At 70.3% G+C, this 14,333-nt stretch carries 8 protein-coding genes and 2 pseudogenes; 6 read left to right on the top strand and 4 right to left on the bottom strand.

Going from position 1 to position 14,333, the window contains the following annotated elements:
• Window positions 1-187 precede the first annotated feature (187 nt).
• The gene (locus tag ACZOOI_RS42550) at window positions 188-2,323 is read right to left on the bottom strand and encodes a PQQ-dependent sugar dehydrogenase (RefSeq protein WP_465282180.1); all 2,136 of its coding nucleotides are present in this window, start codon (window positions 2,321-2,323) and stop codon (window positions 188-190) included.
• 343 nt (window positions 2,324-2,666) lie between these two features.
• Between ACZOOI_RS42550 and ACZOOI_RS42545 the strand changes: the two genes are divergently transcribed.
• Both ACZOOI_RS42545 and ACZOOI_RS42540 read left to right on the top strand, forming a co-directional pair.
• Complete coding sequence (locus ACZOOI_RS42545; RefSeq protein WP_465282179.1) at window positions 2,667-3,887, top strand: hypothetical protein; 1,221 nt, start codon at window positions 2,667-2,669, stop codon at window positions 3,885-3,887.
• Window positions 3,888-4,438: 551 nt separating this feature from the next.
• Window positions 4,439-5,986, top strand: a complete 1,548-nt coding sequence (locus ACZOOI_RS42540) for an ABC transporter substrate-binding protein (protein ID WP_465282178.1) — start codon at window positions 4,439-4,441, stop codon at window positions 5,984-5,986.
• 358 nt (window positions 5,987-6,344) lie between these two features.
• Here ACZOOI_RS42540 and ACZOOI_RS42535 read toward each other — a convergent pair.
• Window positions 6,345-7,880, bottom strand: a pseudogene (locus ACZOOI_RS42535) (M4 family metallopeptidase); the annotation flags it as partial.
• Window positions 7,881-8,643: 763 nt separating this feature from the next.
• Here ACZOOI_RS42535 and ACZOOI_RS42530 point away from each other — a divergent pair.
• Entirely contained in the window at window positions 8,644-9,360 is a 717-nt protein-coding gene (locus ACZOOI_RS42530) for a neocarzinostatin apoprotein domain-containing protein (protein ID WP_465282177.1), read from the top strand.
• Between the two features lie 118 nt (window positions 9,361-9,478).
• Here the strand turns inward: ACZOOI_RS42530 and ACZOOI_RS42525 are convergent, their stop codons facing one another.
• Both ACZOOI_RS42525 and ACZOOI_RS42520 read right to left on the bottom strand, forming a co-directional pair.
• The gene (locus tag ACZOOI_RS42525; protein WP_465282176.1) at window positions 9,479-10,363 is read right to left on the bottom strand and encodes a HEAT repeat domain-containing protein; all 885 of its coding nucleotides are present in this window, start codon (window positions 10,361-10,363) and stop codon (window positions 9,479-9,481) included.
• Between the two features lie 436 nt (window positions 10,364-10,799).
• Entirely contained in the window at window positions 10,800-11,168 is a 369-nt protein-coding gene (locus ACZOOI_RS42520) for a hypothetical protein (RefSeq protein WP_391589577.1), read from the bottom strand.
• 407 nt (window positions 11,169-11,575) lie between these two features.
• Between ACZOOI_RS42520 and ACZOOI_RS42515 the strand changes: the two are divergent.
• The 3 genes and pseudogenes from ACZOOI_RS42515 to ACZOOI_RS42505 all read left to right on the top strand — a co-directional run.
• A pseudogene (locus ACZOOI_RS42515) lies at window positions 11,576-11,773 on the top strand (response regulator); the annotation flags it as partial.
• A 139-nt stretch (window positions 11,774-11,912) separates the two neighbouring features.
• A complete protein-coding gene (locus ACZOOI_RS42510; RefSeq protein ID WP_465284162.1) occupies window positions 11,913-13,031 on the top strand; it encodes a sensor histidine kinase in 1,119 nt (372 codons plus the stop codon).
• A gap of 130 nt (window positions 13,032-13,161) precedes the next feature.
• Window positions 13,162-14,148 (top strand): endonuclease/exonuclease/phosphatase family protein, encoded by a 987-nt coding sequence (locus ACZOOI_RS42505; RefSeq protein WP_465284161.1) that lies wholly within the window; start codon window positions 13,162-13,164, stop codon window positions 14,146-14,148.
• The last annotated feature ends 185 nt before the right edge of the window (window positions 14,149-14,333 follow it).

Below are 14,333 nucleotides of genomic sequence, written 5' to 3'. Positions count from 1 at the left end.
TCGGCCCCGCGGGCGGCGTCGCCACCTCGCGCACGGCCACCGCGCGCCGGCAGCACGGCCACCCCGCGCCGCATCCCCCCGGCAGCACGGCCGCCCCGCCCCGCGCCGCCCCGGCAGCACAGCCGCCCGCACTGCACGCCCGGAGCGGTGCGGCGTCCCGGCCCGCCACACCGCCCCCGGCGCAGGGCTATTCGTCGAAGACGGTGGCGTTGTCGGCGAAGGCGGTGCCGGTCGGCTCGAACTCGCCGCGTTCTGGGCGGGCTCCGCCCGAGTAGACGATGTCGATCAGCAGGATTCGGTCGTTGCCCGCCGTGCCGTCCTTGTCCGTGGACGTGGTGAGCCAGATGTCCCCGTCGGGATCGACCTCCACGGTGCGCAGCCGGTCGTACGTCCCCTCGAAGAACGACTTCTGCTCGACCAGGTTGGAGCCGGAGTCGATGCGCAGCCGGTAGACGCGCTGACCCCGAGTCGTGGCCACGAACACGTGGTCGTTGATGATGGTCAGGCCGCTCGGCGAGGCGGACGACACCGGCCAGGTCTTCTTCGGCGCGATGTATCCGGAGCAACTACCTTCGGTGCCCTGACAGTTGGGCCAGCCGTAGTTGCCGCCCTTCTGGATCAGGTTGACCTCGTCCATGATGTTGTCGCCGAACTCCGCCTGCCAGAGGCGTCCCTTGGAGTCGAAGTCCAGGCCCTGCGGGTTGCGGTGCCCGATGGACCAGACGGCATTGCCGAACGGGTTGTCCGACGGGATCGTGCCGTCCGGATTGATGCGCAGGATCTTGCCGTTGAGGGAGTTCTTGTCCTGCGCCCGGGAGTCGTTCTGGGCATCGCCCATGCCGGCGTACAGCTTGCCGTCAGGCCCGAAGCGAAGCCGCCCGCCGTTGTGGTAGCGGCTCTTGGCCATGCCACCGAGCAGCACCTTGTAGCCGCTGAGCGCGTTGTTCTCCAGCTTCATCCGGGCGATGCGGTTGCCGTCGGACGAGGTGTGCAGGAAGTACACGTAGTGGTCGGTGGCGAAGTTCGGGGAAACCTCCACACCCATCAGGCCGCCCTCGCCGCCGGTGGTCTGGGAGTTGGGCACCTTGCCGAGCTGTGTCTTCTGGCCGGACTTGGTCAACCGGTAGACGTTGAAGGTGTTCCGCTCGGTGTAGATCCCGGAGCCGTCCGGCAGGAACGCCACGCCCCAGGCGACATCCACACCGGTGGCCAGGGTTTTCACGGTGCCCGGATCGGGGGTGCCGCCCACCTGGGAACCGGCGGTGGTGACGCTGATCTCCGGGCCGAACGCCGACCGGTTGCCCTTGGCGTCGAAGGCCCGCACCTTGAACCGGTACGCCGTGTCGGCCTTCAGGCCGGCGACGGTCGTGGACGCGGTTCCCGAGGTACCCGCGGCGGCGCCGTCACGGTAGATGTCGTACCCCGTGACCTTCACGTTGTCCGTGGACGGCGTCCATGCCAGGTCGACGCTGGTCGCGGTCTTGCCGGTGGCGTGCAGCGCCTGCGGGACACTCGGCGCCTCGCCGTCGGGCGGCGCGGGCAGCGTGGCGATGGTGACCATGTTGCTGGCGTCGGAGACGTTCGGGACCGCATCGCGTGCGAACACGGTCCAGTCGTAGCTGGTCTCGGGCGTCAGGCCGGTCACCGTGGTGGCCAGGGTGGAGCCGTCGACCTGCTTCATGAGCTGGCCGTGCTGGTAGACGTCGTAGCCGGTGACCTTCACGTTGTCACTGGCCGCGTCCCAGGCGAGGGACACGGAGGTGGTGGTCGGCTCCTTGTCCTTGCGCAGGTTCTTCGGAGCCGTCGGCTTCTCGGTGTCGGCCGGGCCCTGGGGGGTGACGGTCAGGCTGTCGAGGTTGGGGCCGTCCACACCCGAGGTGGTGGCGCGGATCTTGTTGGTGCCCGCGGCCAGTGCCGTCGTGACGGAGACCGTCTTCCACGTCGTCCAGGCGCCGGTGCCGGGGAAGGAGAGATCGTCGGCGGCCTGGGTGCCGTTGACCGTGATGTCCAACGGCCGGTTGTCGGCGGTGCCGTTGGCGTAACGGAAGTCGAGCTTCGTGGCTCCCGGTTGCTCCGCCTGGACGGTGAACTCGACGTACGCGTCGGACACCGCGTCGAAGTTCACGAAGCCGGTGCCGGTGTGGCCGGCGTGGTTGGACTCCACCTTGCCCTTGACAATTCGGGCGGCCTCGGCCTCGTACGAGGCGGCGCGAGAGAGGGGAGCAGAGTGGGCAGCGGGCAGGGCCACGCAGAGCGAAGCGGTGGTGGCAGCAGCCACCAGGGCGCCGAACGCCCTGGACGGCCGGGATTTGATGCATCTCACGGTGTCCTCCAGCGAAGAGGGACTGAGCGCAAGGCGGCTCAGCAGCTCGTGGTGCTGCCCGGGCGGGTCCGCTGCAAGGGTTTTACGGCAAGCGACATCCGGCAACGGGCGGTCACCCGGGGGAAGTTGGCGCTGGACCTCGATAGTTAGGAAACTTTCCTATCTGGTGATGGAGCACGCTAGGCGTCGGTGGTGTACCTGTCAACGGGTCACGCCCACTCGATGTGCGGGCCCACTCCCGACCGCGGTGCCGGCTCGTGGCGGATGACTGTTCGTCTCCCAGCGTGCGATGAAACGATGACAACCCCTCTCAGGAGGGATTTCACGGGCTCTACTGGACGACATGAACAGCCAGACCAACCCCTCCACCCGCCGTCGGCGCACTGTCCGGCTCACCGTGGGAATCGCCCTCGCCACTGCGACGGGGGTCTTCGGGCTCACCGCCTGCGACGACTCGGACAAGAAGGGCGCGGCCGGCGACGGCCGATCCGACGCGGCCGCGACCTCGGCCGGCGCGCCCTCCGCCACAGCTCACGACGGCCGGGAACCGTCCGGCGCCGGGACCGGGAACGCGAAGCTCGCCAAGCTGCTGTGGATGGGTGACTCCATCGGCGAAGTCGAGGCCCCGGCACTCGGAGCGGCCATGAAGGCCAACGGCACGGAGTTCAAGTCGATGGCGGCCGCCGGTGGCGGCGGTGTCATCGGCGAGGTGGCCGAACCCACCTGGGAACAGCTGCCGAAGGAACTCGGCTCCTTCAAGCCGAACGTCGTCGTCTACCAGATCACGACCTACGACTGGGGCAAGCCCGAGGAACAACACGCGAGTTACGAACGACTGGTCAAGACGGTGACCGACACGGGCGCCGAACTCGCCATCGTGTCCGCGCCGCCGTTCAAGATCGACGACTTCTACAAGCCGCACGAGGCCGAGATCAAGTCCGCCCCGAAGTCGGCCCGGGACGTGGCGGACAAGCACCCGGGCAAGGTGCGCTACCTCGACGCCGCAGCCCTGTGGGGCACCGACGGCACCGCCGCCAAGGCGCAGCGGAGCAGCGACGGCATCCATTCCTGCCAACAGGGGGCGGCAGTGATCGAGGGGCGGCACGGGCCCAGGCTCGTTCCGCCCCTCCCCGTCCCCGACCGGGCCCGCCTGTTCTTCGTGTCCCTCGACGGTGTCCAAGCGGTGTCCCGACCCACCGATGCATCCCTCGACCCCGGCCAGGCGGTCGCATTGCTGCTGGAGGGACCGACCCAGGCCGAACGGCGCCAGGGCTTCTCGACCGCCCTGACGGAGGTGGCCGGCCGGGTCGGCGTCGACACCGGGGACGGCAGGGTCACCTTCACGCTGCCCTTCGACGCCGGCCGAGTGCCGGTGGAGGCGATCCACCAACTCACCTGCACCGCGGCCAATGCCCGGGTTCCGGGCGGTCGACCCGTCGCCGACGTCGACATCGACTTTCGCGAACTCGGCAAGCCGGGCGTGTGGGGCCCGTTGCACTGCAACGTCGCCGGCTACTACGCGCAGCCGGAAGGGGCCCGCTCCCCGGGAGGCTTTTCCGGCTGAAGACTCTCGGGCCGAGGGTCCGAGATCCCCATCGGTGGTGTGCAGACCTGCACGGCAGGAGTCCCGGCGCGCTGCGCCCCGGGCGGACGCCGCCGTCGTCCGTTCGACCACGTCCTCCTCACGACGGGCACACCGGGCGGCACGACGCAGATACGGACGCCGCCTGCGGTGCGCTCGGGGTCGAATTCGCGTCCGATCCGAGAATCCCGGAGACGGCCGGGATCGGCGTCGGCGATTCGCACAGGATCGTGGAGCGTTCTTCGTGCGCGGCGACGATCCCCCGGTTTCCGGCCACTGCCTACCGTGATCGTCCGCAGCGGCGCAAGCCGCACTCCGAGGAGGTTTCCCGTGACGGGACGATCCGCATTGCCGGCCATGCCGCCGACAGACCGCCGATGGGCACCGGGTGCCGAGTCGGGTGCGGTGCGCGGCACCGGGCACGCCGTGGCCGGGCGTTTCCCGGTCGCCGAGTGCTTCGCGGTTGCCGAGTGCTTCGCGGTCGCCGGGCGTTTCCCGGGAGGCGCACGATGAGACGCGTCTCGCGTGGGGTCGTGGGGACCCTCGTCCTGGGTCTGCTCGCCGCCGGATGCGGTGGGAGCGGTGGGGGTGGCGCCGCCGGCGACGGCGATACGCTGACCGTCGGGGTCGCCGCCGATCCCGGTGGCCTGAATCCGCTCACCGCGCTGAACGCGAGCGCGTTCATGCTGAACCGCTTCTCCTACGACGGGCTCCTCAACATCCAGCCCGACGGGCGCATCGTCTCCGGTGTCGCCGAGAAGTGGACGTCCGATGCGACCACCGCGAGCTTCACCCTCAAGCGCGGCGTGACGTGCGACGACGGCACGCCGTTGACCGCCTCCGCGATCGCGGCGCAGTACGCGTACATCGCCGAGCCGGCCAACGCGTCGCCCATGCTCGGCATGATCGTGCCCACCGGCCTCACCGTCTCCGCCGACGACGCCGCCGGCACCTTGACGTTCAAGACGCCGGAGCCCACTCCCTTCCTGCTGCGCAATGCCGCGACGCTGCAACTGGTGTGCCCCTCCGGCATGCGCGCGCAGGGCAGGCTGGACCATGCCTCGGACGGCACCGGGCCCTACCGGCTGACCGAGGCGGTACCGGGCGACCACTTCACCTTCACCAAGCGGCAGGGCTACACCTGGGGTCCCGACGGCGTGGACAACGCCCGCACCCCGGACCGGGTGGTCTTCAAGGTGATCGGCAACGAGTCCACCCGGACCAATCTGCTCCTGGGCGGCCAGTTGGACGTCACGACGGTGGTCGGCCCCGACCGGTCCCGGCTGGCCGCGGCCGGGATCAAGTCCACGGCCATGCAGGACCCGCTCGGCCAGTTGTTGTTCAACGAGGACCCGAACCGGGTCACCGCCGATCCGCAGGTGCGTCGGGCACTGGTCACGGCGATCGACCTCCGGCAGCTCGGCGCGGTCGCCACCGGCGGCAAGGGTAGGCTGCCGACCCGGCTGGGCACCGCGATGTCCCCGCCGTGTCCGACCGACTCGGTCACCGCCAACCTGCCGACGCACGACGTGGACGGCGCCGCCGAGTTGCTGCGCACCGCCGGGTGGAAGAAGTCCGGTGGGTACTGGACCAAGGACGGGCGGCAACTGTCCATCACCGTGCCCTACCCGGGCCTGTCCGGCACCCAGGTCGTCGCGGCGGCCGAGCTGGCCGTCAAGCAGTGGAATTCGTTCGGCGTGAAGGTGACCCTCCAGCCGACCACGCCGGCGACGAAGGTGTCCACGTTGATGACCGGCCAGTGGGACGTGGCGTGGGCGCCGCTGTCGTTGAGCACGCCCGACCAGATGCTCCCGTTCTACTCCGGGACCAAGCCGCCCGCGGGCCTCAACTTCGGTTCCGTACAGAACCCGGAGTACGAGCGCCTGACCGCGCTCGCCATGGCCAAGTCGGACACCGCGGGCTGCGCCGAATGGACCGCGGCGGAGGAGGAGTTGATGAAGCGGATCGATGTGATCACCTTCATGGACAGCAACGTCCCCTACTTCACCCGAGGCTACGCGTTCGAGGTCGACGGCGGCGGTTTCCTGCCCACATCCCTGCGCCGCGCCGACGCGCGCTGACCGCTCGCGCGGAAGCGAACTCGCCACCAAGTCGGGGCCGGTCCGGGTGAGTCCGGGCCGGTCCGGCTGATCCGCCGGAGTCGGGCCCGATGGCTCGGTCGATCGCCGCTCCGGCGCCGGCCGGGCCACGGAGCGCGCGGCACCGATTCGGACTCGTGCGGGTCTTCGGGCCCGCATCGAGCACCTCTACGCGATCGCCGACCGCGAGGTCGTACCCGAGCCGGGCGAGCCGAAGTGGGCTGATGCTTCGACGAGTTCGGTCCGCCTCCCGACGCCGCGAACGAGGCCGCGGCGGGTGGCCGCGGCCTCGTCGCAGGACGAGCGTCGGACGTCTATCGCGGTGCGTTCGGCATCACGGGCAGGTCGGGTCACCGACCTGGGCCGGCACGCTCACCGCGTCCCAGGCGGCCTTGGTCTTGTTGAACAGGCCGCAGGTGGAGTCGAGCGCCTTGGCGGACTTCAGGGTCGCGGTGCGGTACTTCTTGTAGGTCATGCCGCTCGTCTTGAGCAGCATGCCGCCGTAGAAGATCTTGCCCGCGGTCTGGATTCCGGCGCCGGTGAGTCGCGTGTTGTTGCAGGTCGGGCTGCTGGGCTTGCCGCCACCGGGGTTCGTGCCCTCGGCGAGCAGGTAGAACCAGTGGTTCAGGGGTCCGGCCGCCGCGTGGGTCTCGGTGCCCGGGATCGAGGAGCTGTAGCAGTTCGGGTTGTTGCCGACCTGCGAGGGGTTGTACATGTTGCGGATCGGGCCGTTGCCGACCAGGTTGACCGTCTCGCCGACCAGGTAGTCCGGGCGGTCGTAGGGCGAGGGCTCGTTGGTGTAGGCCTCGGTGAGCGCGCCGAAGATGTCGCCGGTGCCTTCGCCCAGGCCGGCCTCGGCGCCGGCGCCGCCGGGGGTGAACTGGTCTATGCCGTGCCCGAATTCGTGGCCCACGACGTCCATGGACGCGATCCACTGGTTGCTCTGGTTGTGGCCGATCTGGATCTGCGAACCGGTCCAGTAGGCGTTGATCGCCGGGAGCCCGACCCGTACCGGCCAGCTTCCGCCGTTGCCGTTGTGCCCGTTGCGACCGAGCCAGTCGCGGAGCATGTTCCATTCCTTCTGCGCCGCCCACATGGCGTCGACGCAGCCGGTCTCCTTGTTGGTGGCGTTGCCGTTGCCCCAGGTGTCGGTGGCCTTGGTGAAGACGCCGCCGCTGTAGTCGGCGCAGGACAGGCCGGGCCGGGTGGTGTCGATCATCTTGTAGTTGCCGGCGCTGCCGCTGGTGTTGATCGTCAGCGGGTTGGGACCGTTCCACTGGCTGGTGCCGGTGCCGCCCTTGACGTCGTCGTAGGAGTCGAGCACCTGCCCCGAACGGGCGTCGACGAAGACGTGCAGCCGACTGGGCGCGGTCTCGGTGCTGCCGATCAGCACGGTCTCCCAGGCCAGGTTCGCGGAACTCTCCCGGACTCGTACGACCAGGCGTCGCGACTCGACCTTGTCGACGACCTTGAGTCGCGACCGCGAGACGTTCTCGGCCGCGCCCTTGCCGACGGTCGGCTTGACGGGGACGTCGATCCGCAGATCGGTGGCCGACTCGGCGGCCCGGACGGTGCCGTTGCCGTCGGCCAGCACCGCGGCGCTCGCGCCGACCACGGGCAGCCCGCGGTAGGTGCGCTCGTAGGCCACGGAGTACAGGTTGTCGACCCACGGGGTCACCTGCTGCCGCACGTAGCTCTCGTCGGGGCCCTTGGCCAGGACGTCCTGGCCGCTCGCGGCGGCCTTGTCGGCGGCGGACACCGCCGCCGCCAAACCGGGCGCGGGCGGCGGAGTCGCCGCGTTCGACTGGGAGGTACCGACCACGAGGCCGGCGAGTAAGGCCAGGACCGACCCGACCGTCACCGTGCTGCGTTTCATCGAGGCTCCTTGGATAGGGGAAAGACCTCGACCACGAGTCCGGTTCTCGTCGGCTCCGCGGGCTGAGCGGGACCGACCATCGCGTGCGCCGGGTTCGTGCCCGAGCGTACGAAACGCTCACACGCTCCCAAGTCGACGGTCAACGAATGTGTTCGACGCGGCACATTCTGTCAACAACCCCCCGCGCGCCCGCGCCGAGCCCGCGCGCCGCCCGCTCCTCTTCCCGACAACCGGGCGCCCACGAAGGCGAGTTGACGCAAGTGGCGAACCGAATGCGGATCGTCGGACGGGGGCCGCTGCCCGGTGGGCGGCGTGCACTGGCGCAAGACGCCGACCTGCCTGGCGGAAGCCGAGCCGGTGGTCGGCGCGCAACACCAGGCGGTGCTGCGGCTCCGTCGCGGCCGTGCTCGAGGACTCCCCGTTCGGGATCCGGACGGACGACACCGCGCCGGCCCTTCCGCAGCATGTGCGCCTCGGCGAGACCCGAATCGGTTCCGCCCGCGATGGCTTGGGATGTTGTCGTTCGGGCGTACGCGATCGCGCGCGCGTCGAGGAGCGTCCCGCACGCCGTTGCTGCGTCCGAGGTGGTCACCCGCGAGTCGTGGATGACCGCGACCCGACCGGGTAAGGGCAAGCACCGAAGCGATCAACGCTTCCCGCGCCCCGCGAATCCGGGGCGACTCGGCGGGCACCACACCGCACGCCACCACCGCAGGCCCAAGGGCGGGCCGACATACGGAAGCGATTGGGAACGATCATGGTCATGCCCCCCACCGGCCGCCCCTGTCGAGCGGCCCTCGTCCTCGCCGCGCCCGCCCTGGCATGGACGCTCGCCGGCCTACCGGGACCGGCGCACGCCTCCCCCGCACCGACGAACGAGGGAGGACCGACCCTGACGGCCGACCGCACCGGCGACCTGGATCCCGCCGGCGACCGCATCACCGTGATCGGCCGCGGCTTCCGGCCCGGCAGCCAGGTGCGCCTCAAAACGTGCGACCCCGCCCAGGGGCCCGACAAGGCTTGCGACTCCGATCTCGGCGTAGATCCCGTCCGAGTCGACACCGACGGCTCCTTCGGCCGAGCGCTGCGCGTACGCGCCGCGTTCGGCTCCGTCGACTGCCTGCGCACCCGCTGCGCCGTGGCCACCACCAAGGTCGGCGGCGGCGGGGACCGCAGCCAGGAGACCTACCTCTCGATCGGCTTCCGCGGCGAAGTCCCCGGCCTGCCCCCCACCTGGACACCGAGCCCGGCACCCGCCCCCGGCAGCGACGGCGCCTCGGCCGCACAGCCCCCACCGGCGAGCCCCTCGGCCCCCACCGAATCGGCAATCCCCGACGCACAGGACACGGACACCGACAAGAACCCATGGGTCCTCCCCGCCGTCATGGCAGGCGTGATCGCGGTCATCGCCGTGATCGTGGTGCTCGTGGTCCGCAACCGGCGCCAGGCCGGAACCGGACGAGGCAGCGGAGACGAGTAGTCGGCGACGGCCGAACCTCGCACCCCCGACCCCCGACACGGTCCGGAAAAGCAGGACGGCGACCGGGCGTCCGCACCTCGTGCCCGGGTTTCTCGGGGCTGGAAAGTGCCGGTGGTCACTACCCGATGCGGCGCCGGGCCTGGAGAACGACGGCCACGACCTCGTCGGACACTTCGTCGCCCACCGAGATCCGAACGTCCGTGACCGTGCCGGGCCCCGGAGCTGTGAGTTCGGTCGAGACGTAGTCGTTCTCCAGGACCGCCAGCAGCTCGCCGTCGCGGACCGTCCGCCCGCGCTCCACCAGGCCCTCCATCACGCGCCACGATCCGCCGAATGGAGGCGCACCCCCTGTGGTCAGTTCCTGCGGCCCCAGTTCGAGCCAGACCGGCGGTGCCAGTGGTCCGCCGATGCGTCGCTCGATGCGGTCCAGCGCCTGCGCGGCGCGTCTTGCCGTGTGACCATCGTCGGCGCTCAGCCTGCGCAGCAGGGGTTCGATTGCGCGGATATCCCCCAGTCGCCCGAGTACGTCGAACGCTTCGGACCGCGTCAGTTCGCTCGCGTCGTCCAGGCAGTCGACAACGGCCTCCGTGTGATCGGCGGTGCCGTGCACGGCCAGACCGCACAGGGCCGACCAGCGGACTCCGCTACCGGGATGCAGCCCGCGTTCGAGAATGGGCACCGCGCGCGGATCCTCGACGTACTTGAGCATCCGCATGACCGCCGATTCGAGTGTGCGATCGTGCGCCACCTCATCGAACAGGGTTTCGGGAAACGCACGGGCCAGAAGCCCCTGCAACCGGTCGAGGTGCTCGAACTCCTCCCGGCCGCAGCGTTCCCCCTTTGCCCCCGGGGCGTCCCAGCCCGGGTCGACCCGGCCCGCCAGTGCGCCGATCAGACGGCGCAGACTCACCGGTCCCGCGGCCACCAGCCTGTCGCCGGCCCTGTTGTCGCCACCCAGGAATGACACGATGAGTTCGTCGATCCCGTCGGGTACCACGTGCATCGGAAATCAACCGCGCTTTCGGCCGGCAAGGGGTCGGGGCAGACAGGGGGTCGGTGCCGGCAAGGGCACCGTGCGGGGTGCACGAACCGGCCCCGCTCAGTGTCCCGTCAAGCGGTGGCCGGCGGAAGTCGGGTCAGCCGCAGACCGCCTTGTCCAGGAGGGCTTCGACGGACGCGTGGTTCGGTCGGTGTGCGGCTGCGTGTGGCTGAGCGCTGTTCGTGGGTGGTGTGCGTCATGTCGCGGACGCCGGGCGCGGGGTCGGACGGTTCGTCGGACATTCCGCGCGGTGGGCATCACCCCGGGCGGGGGTTGTTCACCGGATCGGAGCAGCGGTGGTGAGACCGGCGTCGCACAACGGGCCGCGTCCGGCCGGACCCGGTCGCCCGGCCGGTGATCCTCTTGGCGGATCACCGGCCGAACGAACGGTCGCTGTGGATCAGATCAGACGCAGGTACAGGGCGACGCTGCTACCCGGCGCGTTCCAAGCGAACGTCTTCTTGGTGTTCTTGGGGCAGGCGTTGGCGCTGTTGACCGCCACCGAGCCGACGCTGCCGTAGACCTCGGCGCACTTTCCGTCGGCCTTGGTGTCCTTCACGTAGCCGTCGACGTAGACCCGGCCACCCGAGCACCAAACGGTCCAGTGGGCTTCGGCGCCGTTGATGGACACGTTCCTCGTCTCCGGGCAATTGCCCAGCACGCTGACCTGCCCGGACGGCGCGGCGGGCGCCGCCGAGGCGACGGCCGTCCCGGAGCATGCCGCGAAGGCTGCCACCGCGACGAGCCCCGTGGCTATGCGTCGTTTCATGGTTTTATCTCCCGTGTGTCGTCGGTTGTGCAATGGCAGGACGACGCTATCCACGGGGCCGGCAGAGCACGTCAAACGTGCGGTGTATCCGTCCCCACCACGGTCGTTCTACACGCGCCCTCGACGTACCACCGTCGTGCCGGCCGACGAGGATTCGGATGCCGCATCGACGGCGGCCCGACCGGCGCCCGGAGTCGCTCCCAACGCCGGGCCCTGGCCCTGACCAAGCGCTCCATCTCGCGGGATTCGCCACGACACCGCCCCTCGCGCCGCCGAGCACCCACAACACACGGCGGCGGCCCCGGGCGGTCGTCCCCGTGCGGCTCGGCTCACGGCCGGGGCATGTGGCCGTCCCGTGCGCGGTTTTCGATACGGCGACGATATGCCCGGGCTCGTAGCCTCGGAGTATGCGTGTGTTGATCGTCGAGGACGAGCCCCGTATGGCCGAGACCATCTGCGATGGCCTGCGCCCGGAAGCCATCGCGGCGGACAGCGCAGTCGACGGCGGCGCCGCGCCGGAGCTGCCGAGCATCGGTGCGTACGACGTCGCCGTGCTCGACCGGGATATTCCCGGGGCCGGCGGTGACGAGGTCGCCAACGCCGTACGAATCACCGTCCCGGCCCTGCGCCAGCATCTCGGCGAGCCCTGGATCAGCGCCGCCGTGCCGGGCGTCGGCCACCACATCGACACGGCACCCGGCACGGGACGCGAGGAACGAGGCCGTGGATAGGCGGCAGCCCGGTGTGAGCGTGCGCGTCAAACTCACCCTCAGCTACGCCGGATTCCTCATGCTGGCCGGCGCCCTGCTGATGGCGGCGGTGTGGGTGTTCCTCCTGAGTTACGTCCCCGATCGCGCGATGCTCATCAACCCCGACGACAGACCGCAGGGTGGTGTCTTCCCCATCCGGTCCGCCCTTCTGGACGTTTTCGCTCCGAGGGCGGCAGCGGTACTGGCGTTCCTGCTGGTGTTCGGTCTTGTGGGCGGATGGATCCTCGCCGGCCGCATGCTCGCTCCGCTGACCCGCATCACGGACGCCACCCGGATGGCCACCAACGGATCGCTCTCGCACCGCATCCGGCTGCCGGGCCGCGGGGACGAGTTCCGCGAACTCGCCGATGCCTTCGACACCATGCTGGAGCGGCTCGAAGCACACGTCGCCGAGCAGCAGCGGTTCGCCGCCAACGCCTCGCACGAACTGCGCACGCCGCTGGCGACCACGCAGGCCCTTCTCGACGTGGCCCGCAACGATCCGCATCGCGACATCGACGCGTTCGTCGAGCGCCTCCGCGTCGTCAACGCCCGGGCGATCGACCTCACCGAGGCGCTGCTCGTGCTCAGCCGCGCCGACAAGCAGGCCTTCACCCAGGAGCCCGTCGACCTGTCCCTGCTCACGGAAGAGGCCGTCGAGACACTGCTCCCGCTCGCCGAGAAGCACGGGGTCGCCATCGACGCCTCCGGCGACGTTGCCACGGCTTCCGGGTCGCCGGCGCTGCTGCTGCAGATGACGACGAACCTCGTGCACAACGCCATCGTGCACAACCTGCCCGAACGGGGCGCCGTGTGGGTCCGCACCGGCGTCCGGTCCGGGAGCGCGGTACTCACCGTCGAGAACAGCGGCGAGGAGCTCTCCCCGCAGTCCATCCCGACCCTCACCGAACCGTTCCAGCGCGGCACCGAGCGCATCCACAACGACCACGCCGGGGTCGGCCTCGGCCTGGCCATCGTCCAGCGCATCGTCCACGTACACGACGGAACCCTCACCCTCGTCCCGCGCGCCGACGGCGGCCTGCGTATCACCGTTCGACTGCCCGCCTCGGCACCGCGTTCGGCCAAACAGTTCAGGAACTCGATCAGTGAGTGAAGCAAGAGAAGACGTCGCGGGCGCGCGATCGGCCGCGCCGGCGCAGACCGAAGCGGAGGGGCGCGCCGAGACGGCCGCAACCACCCGACCCGCCGAAACCACCGACACGCGCTCGGTCATCCACCGGGCGATCGGCGGCCTGTCCCGGCCGGGACCGTGGAAACGCGGCCGGGTGCTCACGGCGACGGCGTTGCTCCTCGGCCTGCTCCTGCTCCTGCACGCGCGGATACCGAACCGGATCTGGAACATCGGCAGCCTGGTGGAGGCCTTCCTGCCATGGTTCGGCGTGTTCATCCCGGTGCTGCTCGCCGGGGCCCTGTGGCGCCGATCCGCCGTCGCGGTGGTCGCTCTGCTGCTGCCGGTCGTGACGTGGGTGAGCCTCTTCGGCGGGCTGCTCACCGACAAGTCGCACCCGGGCGGCGACCTCACCGTGATCAGCCACAACGTCGATGCCGACAACCCCGACCCCACCGGCACCGCCCGCGATCTGGCCGGCTCCGGTGCGAACCTGCTGGCCCTCGAGGAGATCGGCACGCAGGCGAAGCCGGTGTACGAGAAGGAGCTGGCGAAGGCCTACCCGTACCACTCGGTGCAGGGCACCGTCGGACTGTGGAGCAAGTTGCCGCTGTCGGACATCCGTCCGGTCGACATCGCGCAGGACGTCGGGCCGCTGGGCGACTCCAAGCCGGCCGCCGGCAAGGCGGCCGACAACCGGGCGCTGCGTGCCACGGTGGCCACCGAGCACGGGCCGCTGGCCGTGTACGTCGCCCATCTGGGATCCGTACGGGTGAATCCCAGGGGAGGCTTCGGGACGGGGACCCGGAACAGGAACGCCAAGGCGCTCGCCAAGGCTGTCGCCGCCGAGCAGAACGAACGGATGGTGCTGCTCGGCGACATGAACGGCACCACGGACGACCGTGCGCTCGACGGCATCACCTCGCAACTGCACTCGGCCCAGGAGGCGGCCGGCAACGGCTTCGGCTTCAGCTGGCCGGCGAAGTTCCCGATGGTACGGATCGACCAGATCCTCACCCGGGGCGTGCAGCCGCAGAGCGCATGGGTGCTGCCGGCCACCGGAAGCGACCACCGACCGGTGGCAGCCCGCCTCAGCTGGTGACCGCACCCCGGCAAGAACCGTGCCGGACCCGATCAGCTGGATCGCCATTGGCCGCCGCGTCGTCGGCGCCGCTGCTTGGCATCGTGTGGCGGGGAGAGTGCAGGTCGATGTCGGTGCGTTCCCCTCGGCGGCGGCCGCGCGCCGCCGGGGGTCAGGTGCCGAACACCCCGTCCGAGAAGGGGTGA

Source organism: Embleya sp. L77, assembly GCF_055557415.1.
The sequence above is the reverse complement of the archived record's forward strand: the minus strand, read 5'-3'. Positions and strand labels throughout refer to the sequence as shown.

Excerpts from the sequence above, each read along its gene's own strand:
- ACZOOI_RS42545 (WP_465282179.1), top strand. The coding sequence starts at position 2,667 with ATGAACAGCCAGACCAACCCCTCCACCCGCCGTCGGCGCACTGTCCGG.
- ACZOOI_RS42530 (WP_465282177.1), top strand. The coding sequence starts at position 8,644 with ATGCCCCCCACCGGCCGCCCCTGTCGAGCGGCCCTCGTCCTCGCCGCG.
- ACZOOI_RS42525 (WP_465282176.1), bottom strand. The coding sequence starts at position 10,363 with ATGCACGTGGTACCCGACGGGATCGACGAACTCATCGTGTCATTCCTG.
- ACZOOI_RS42520 (WP_391589577.1), bottom strand. The coding sequence starts at position 11,168 with ATGAAACGACGCATAGCCACGGGGCTCGTCGCGGTGGCAGCCTTCGCG.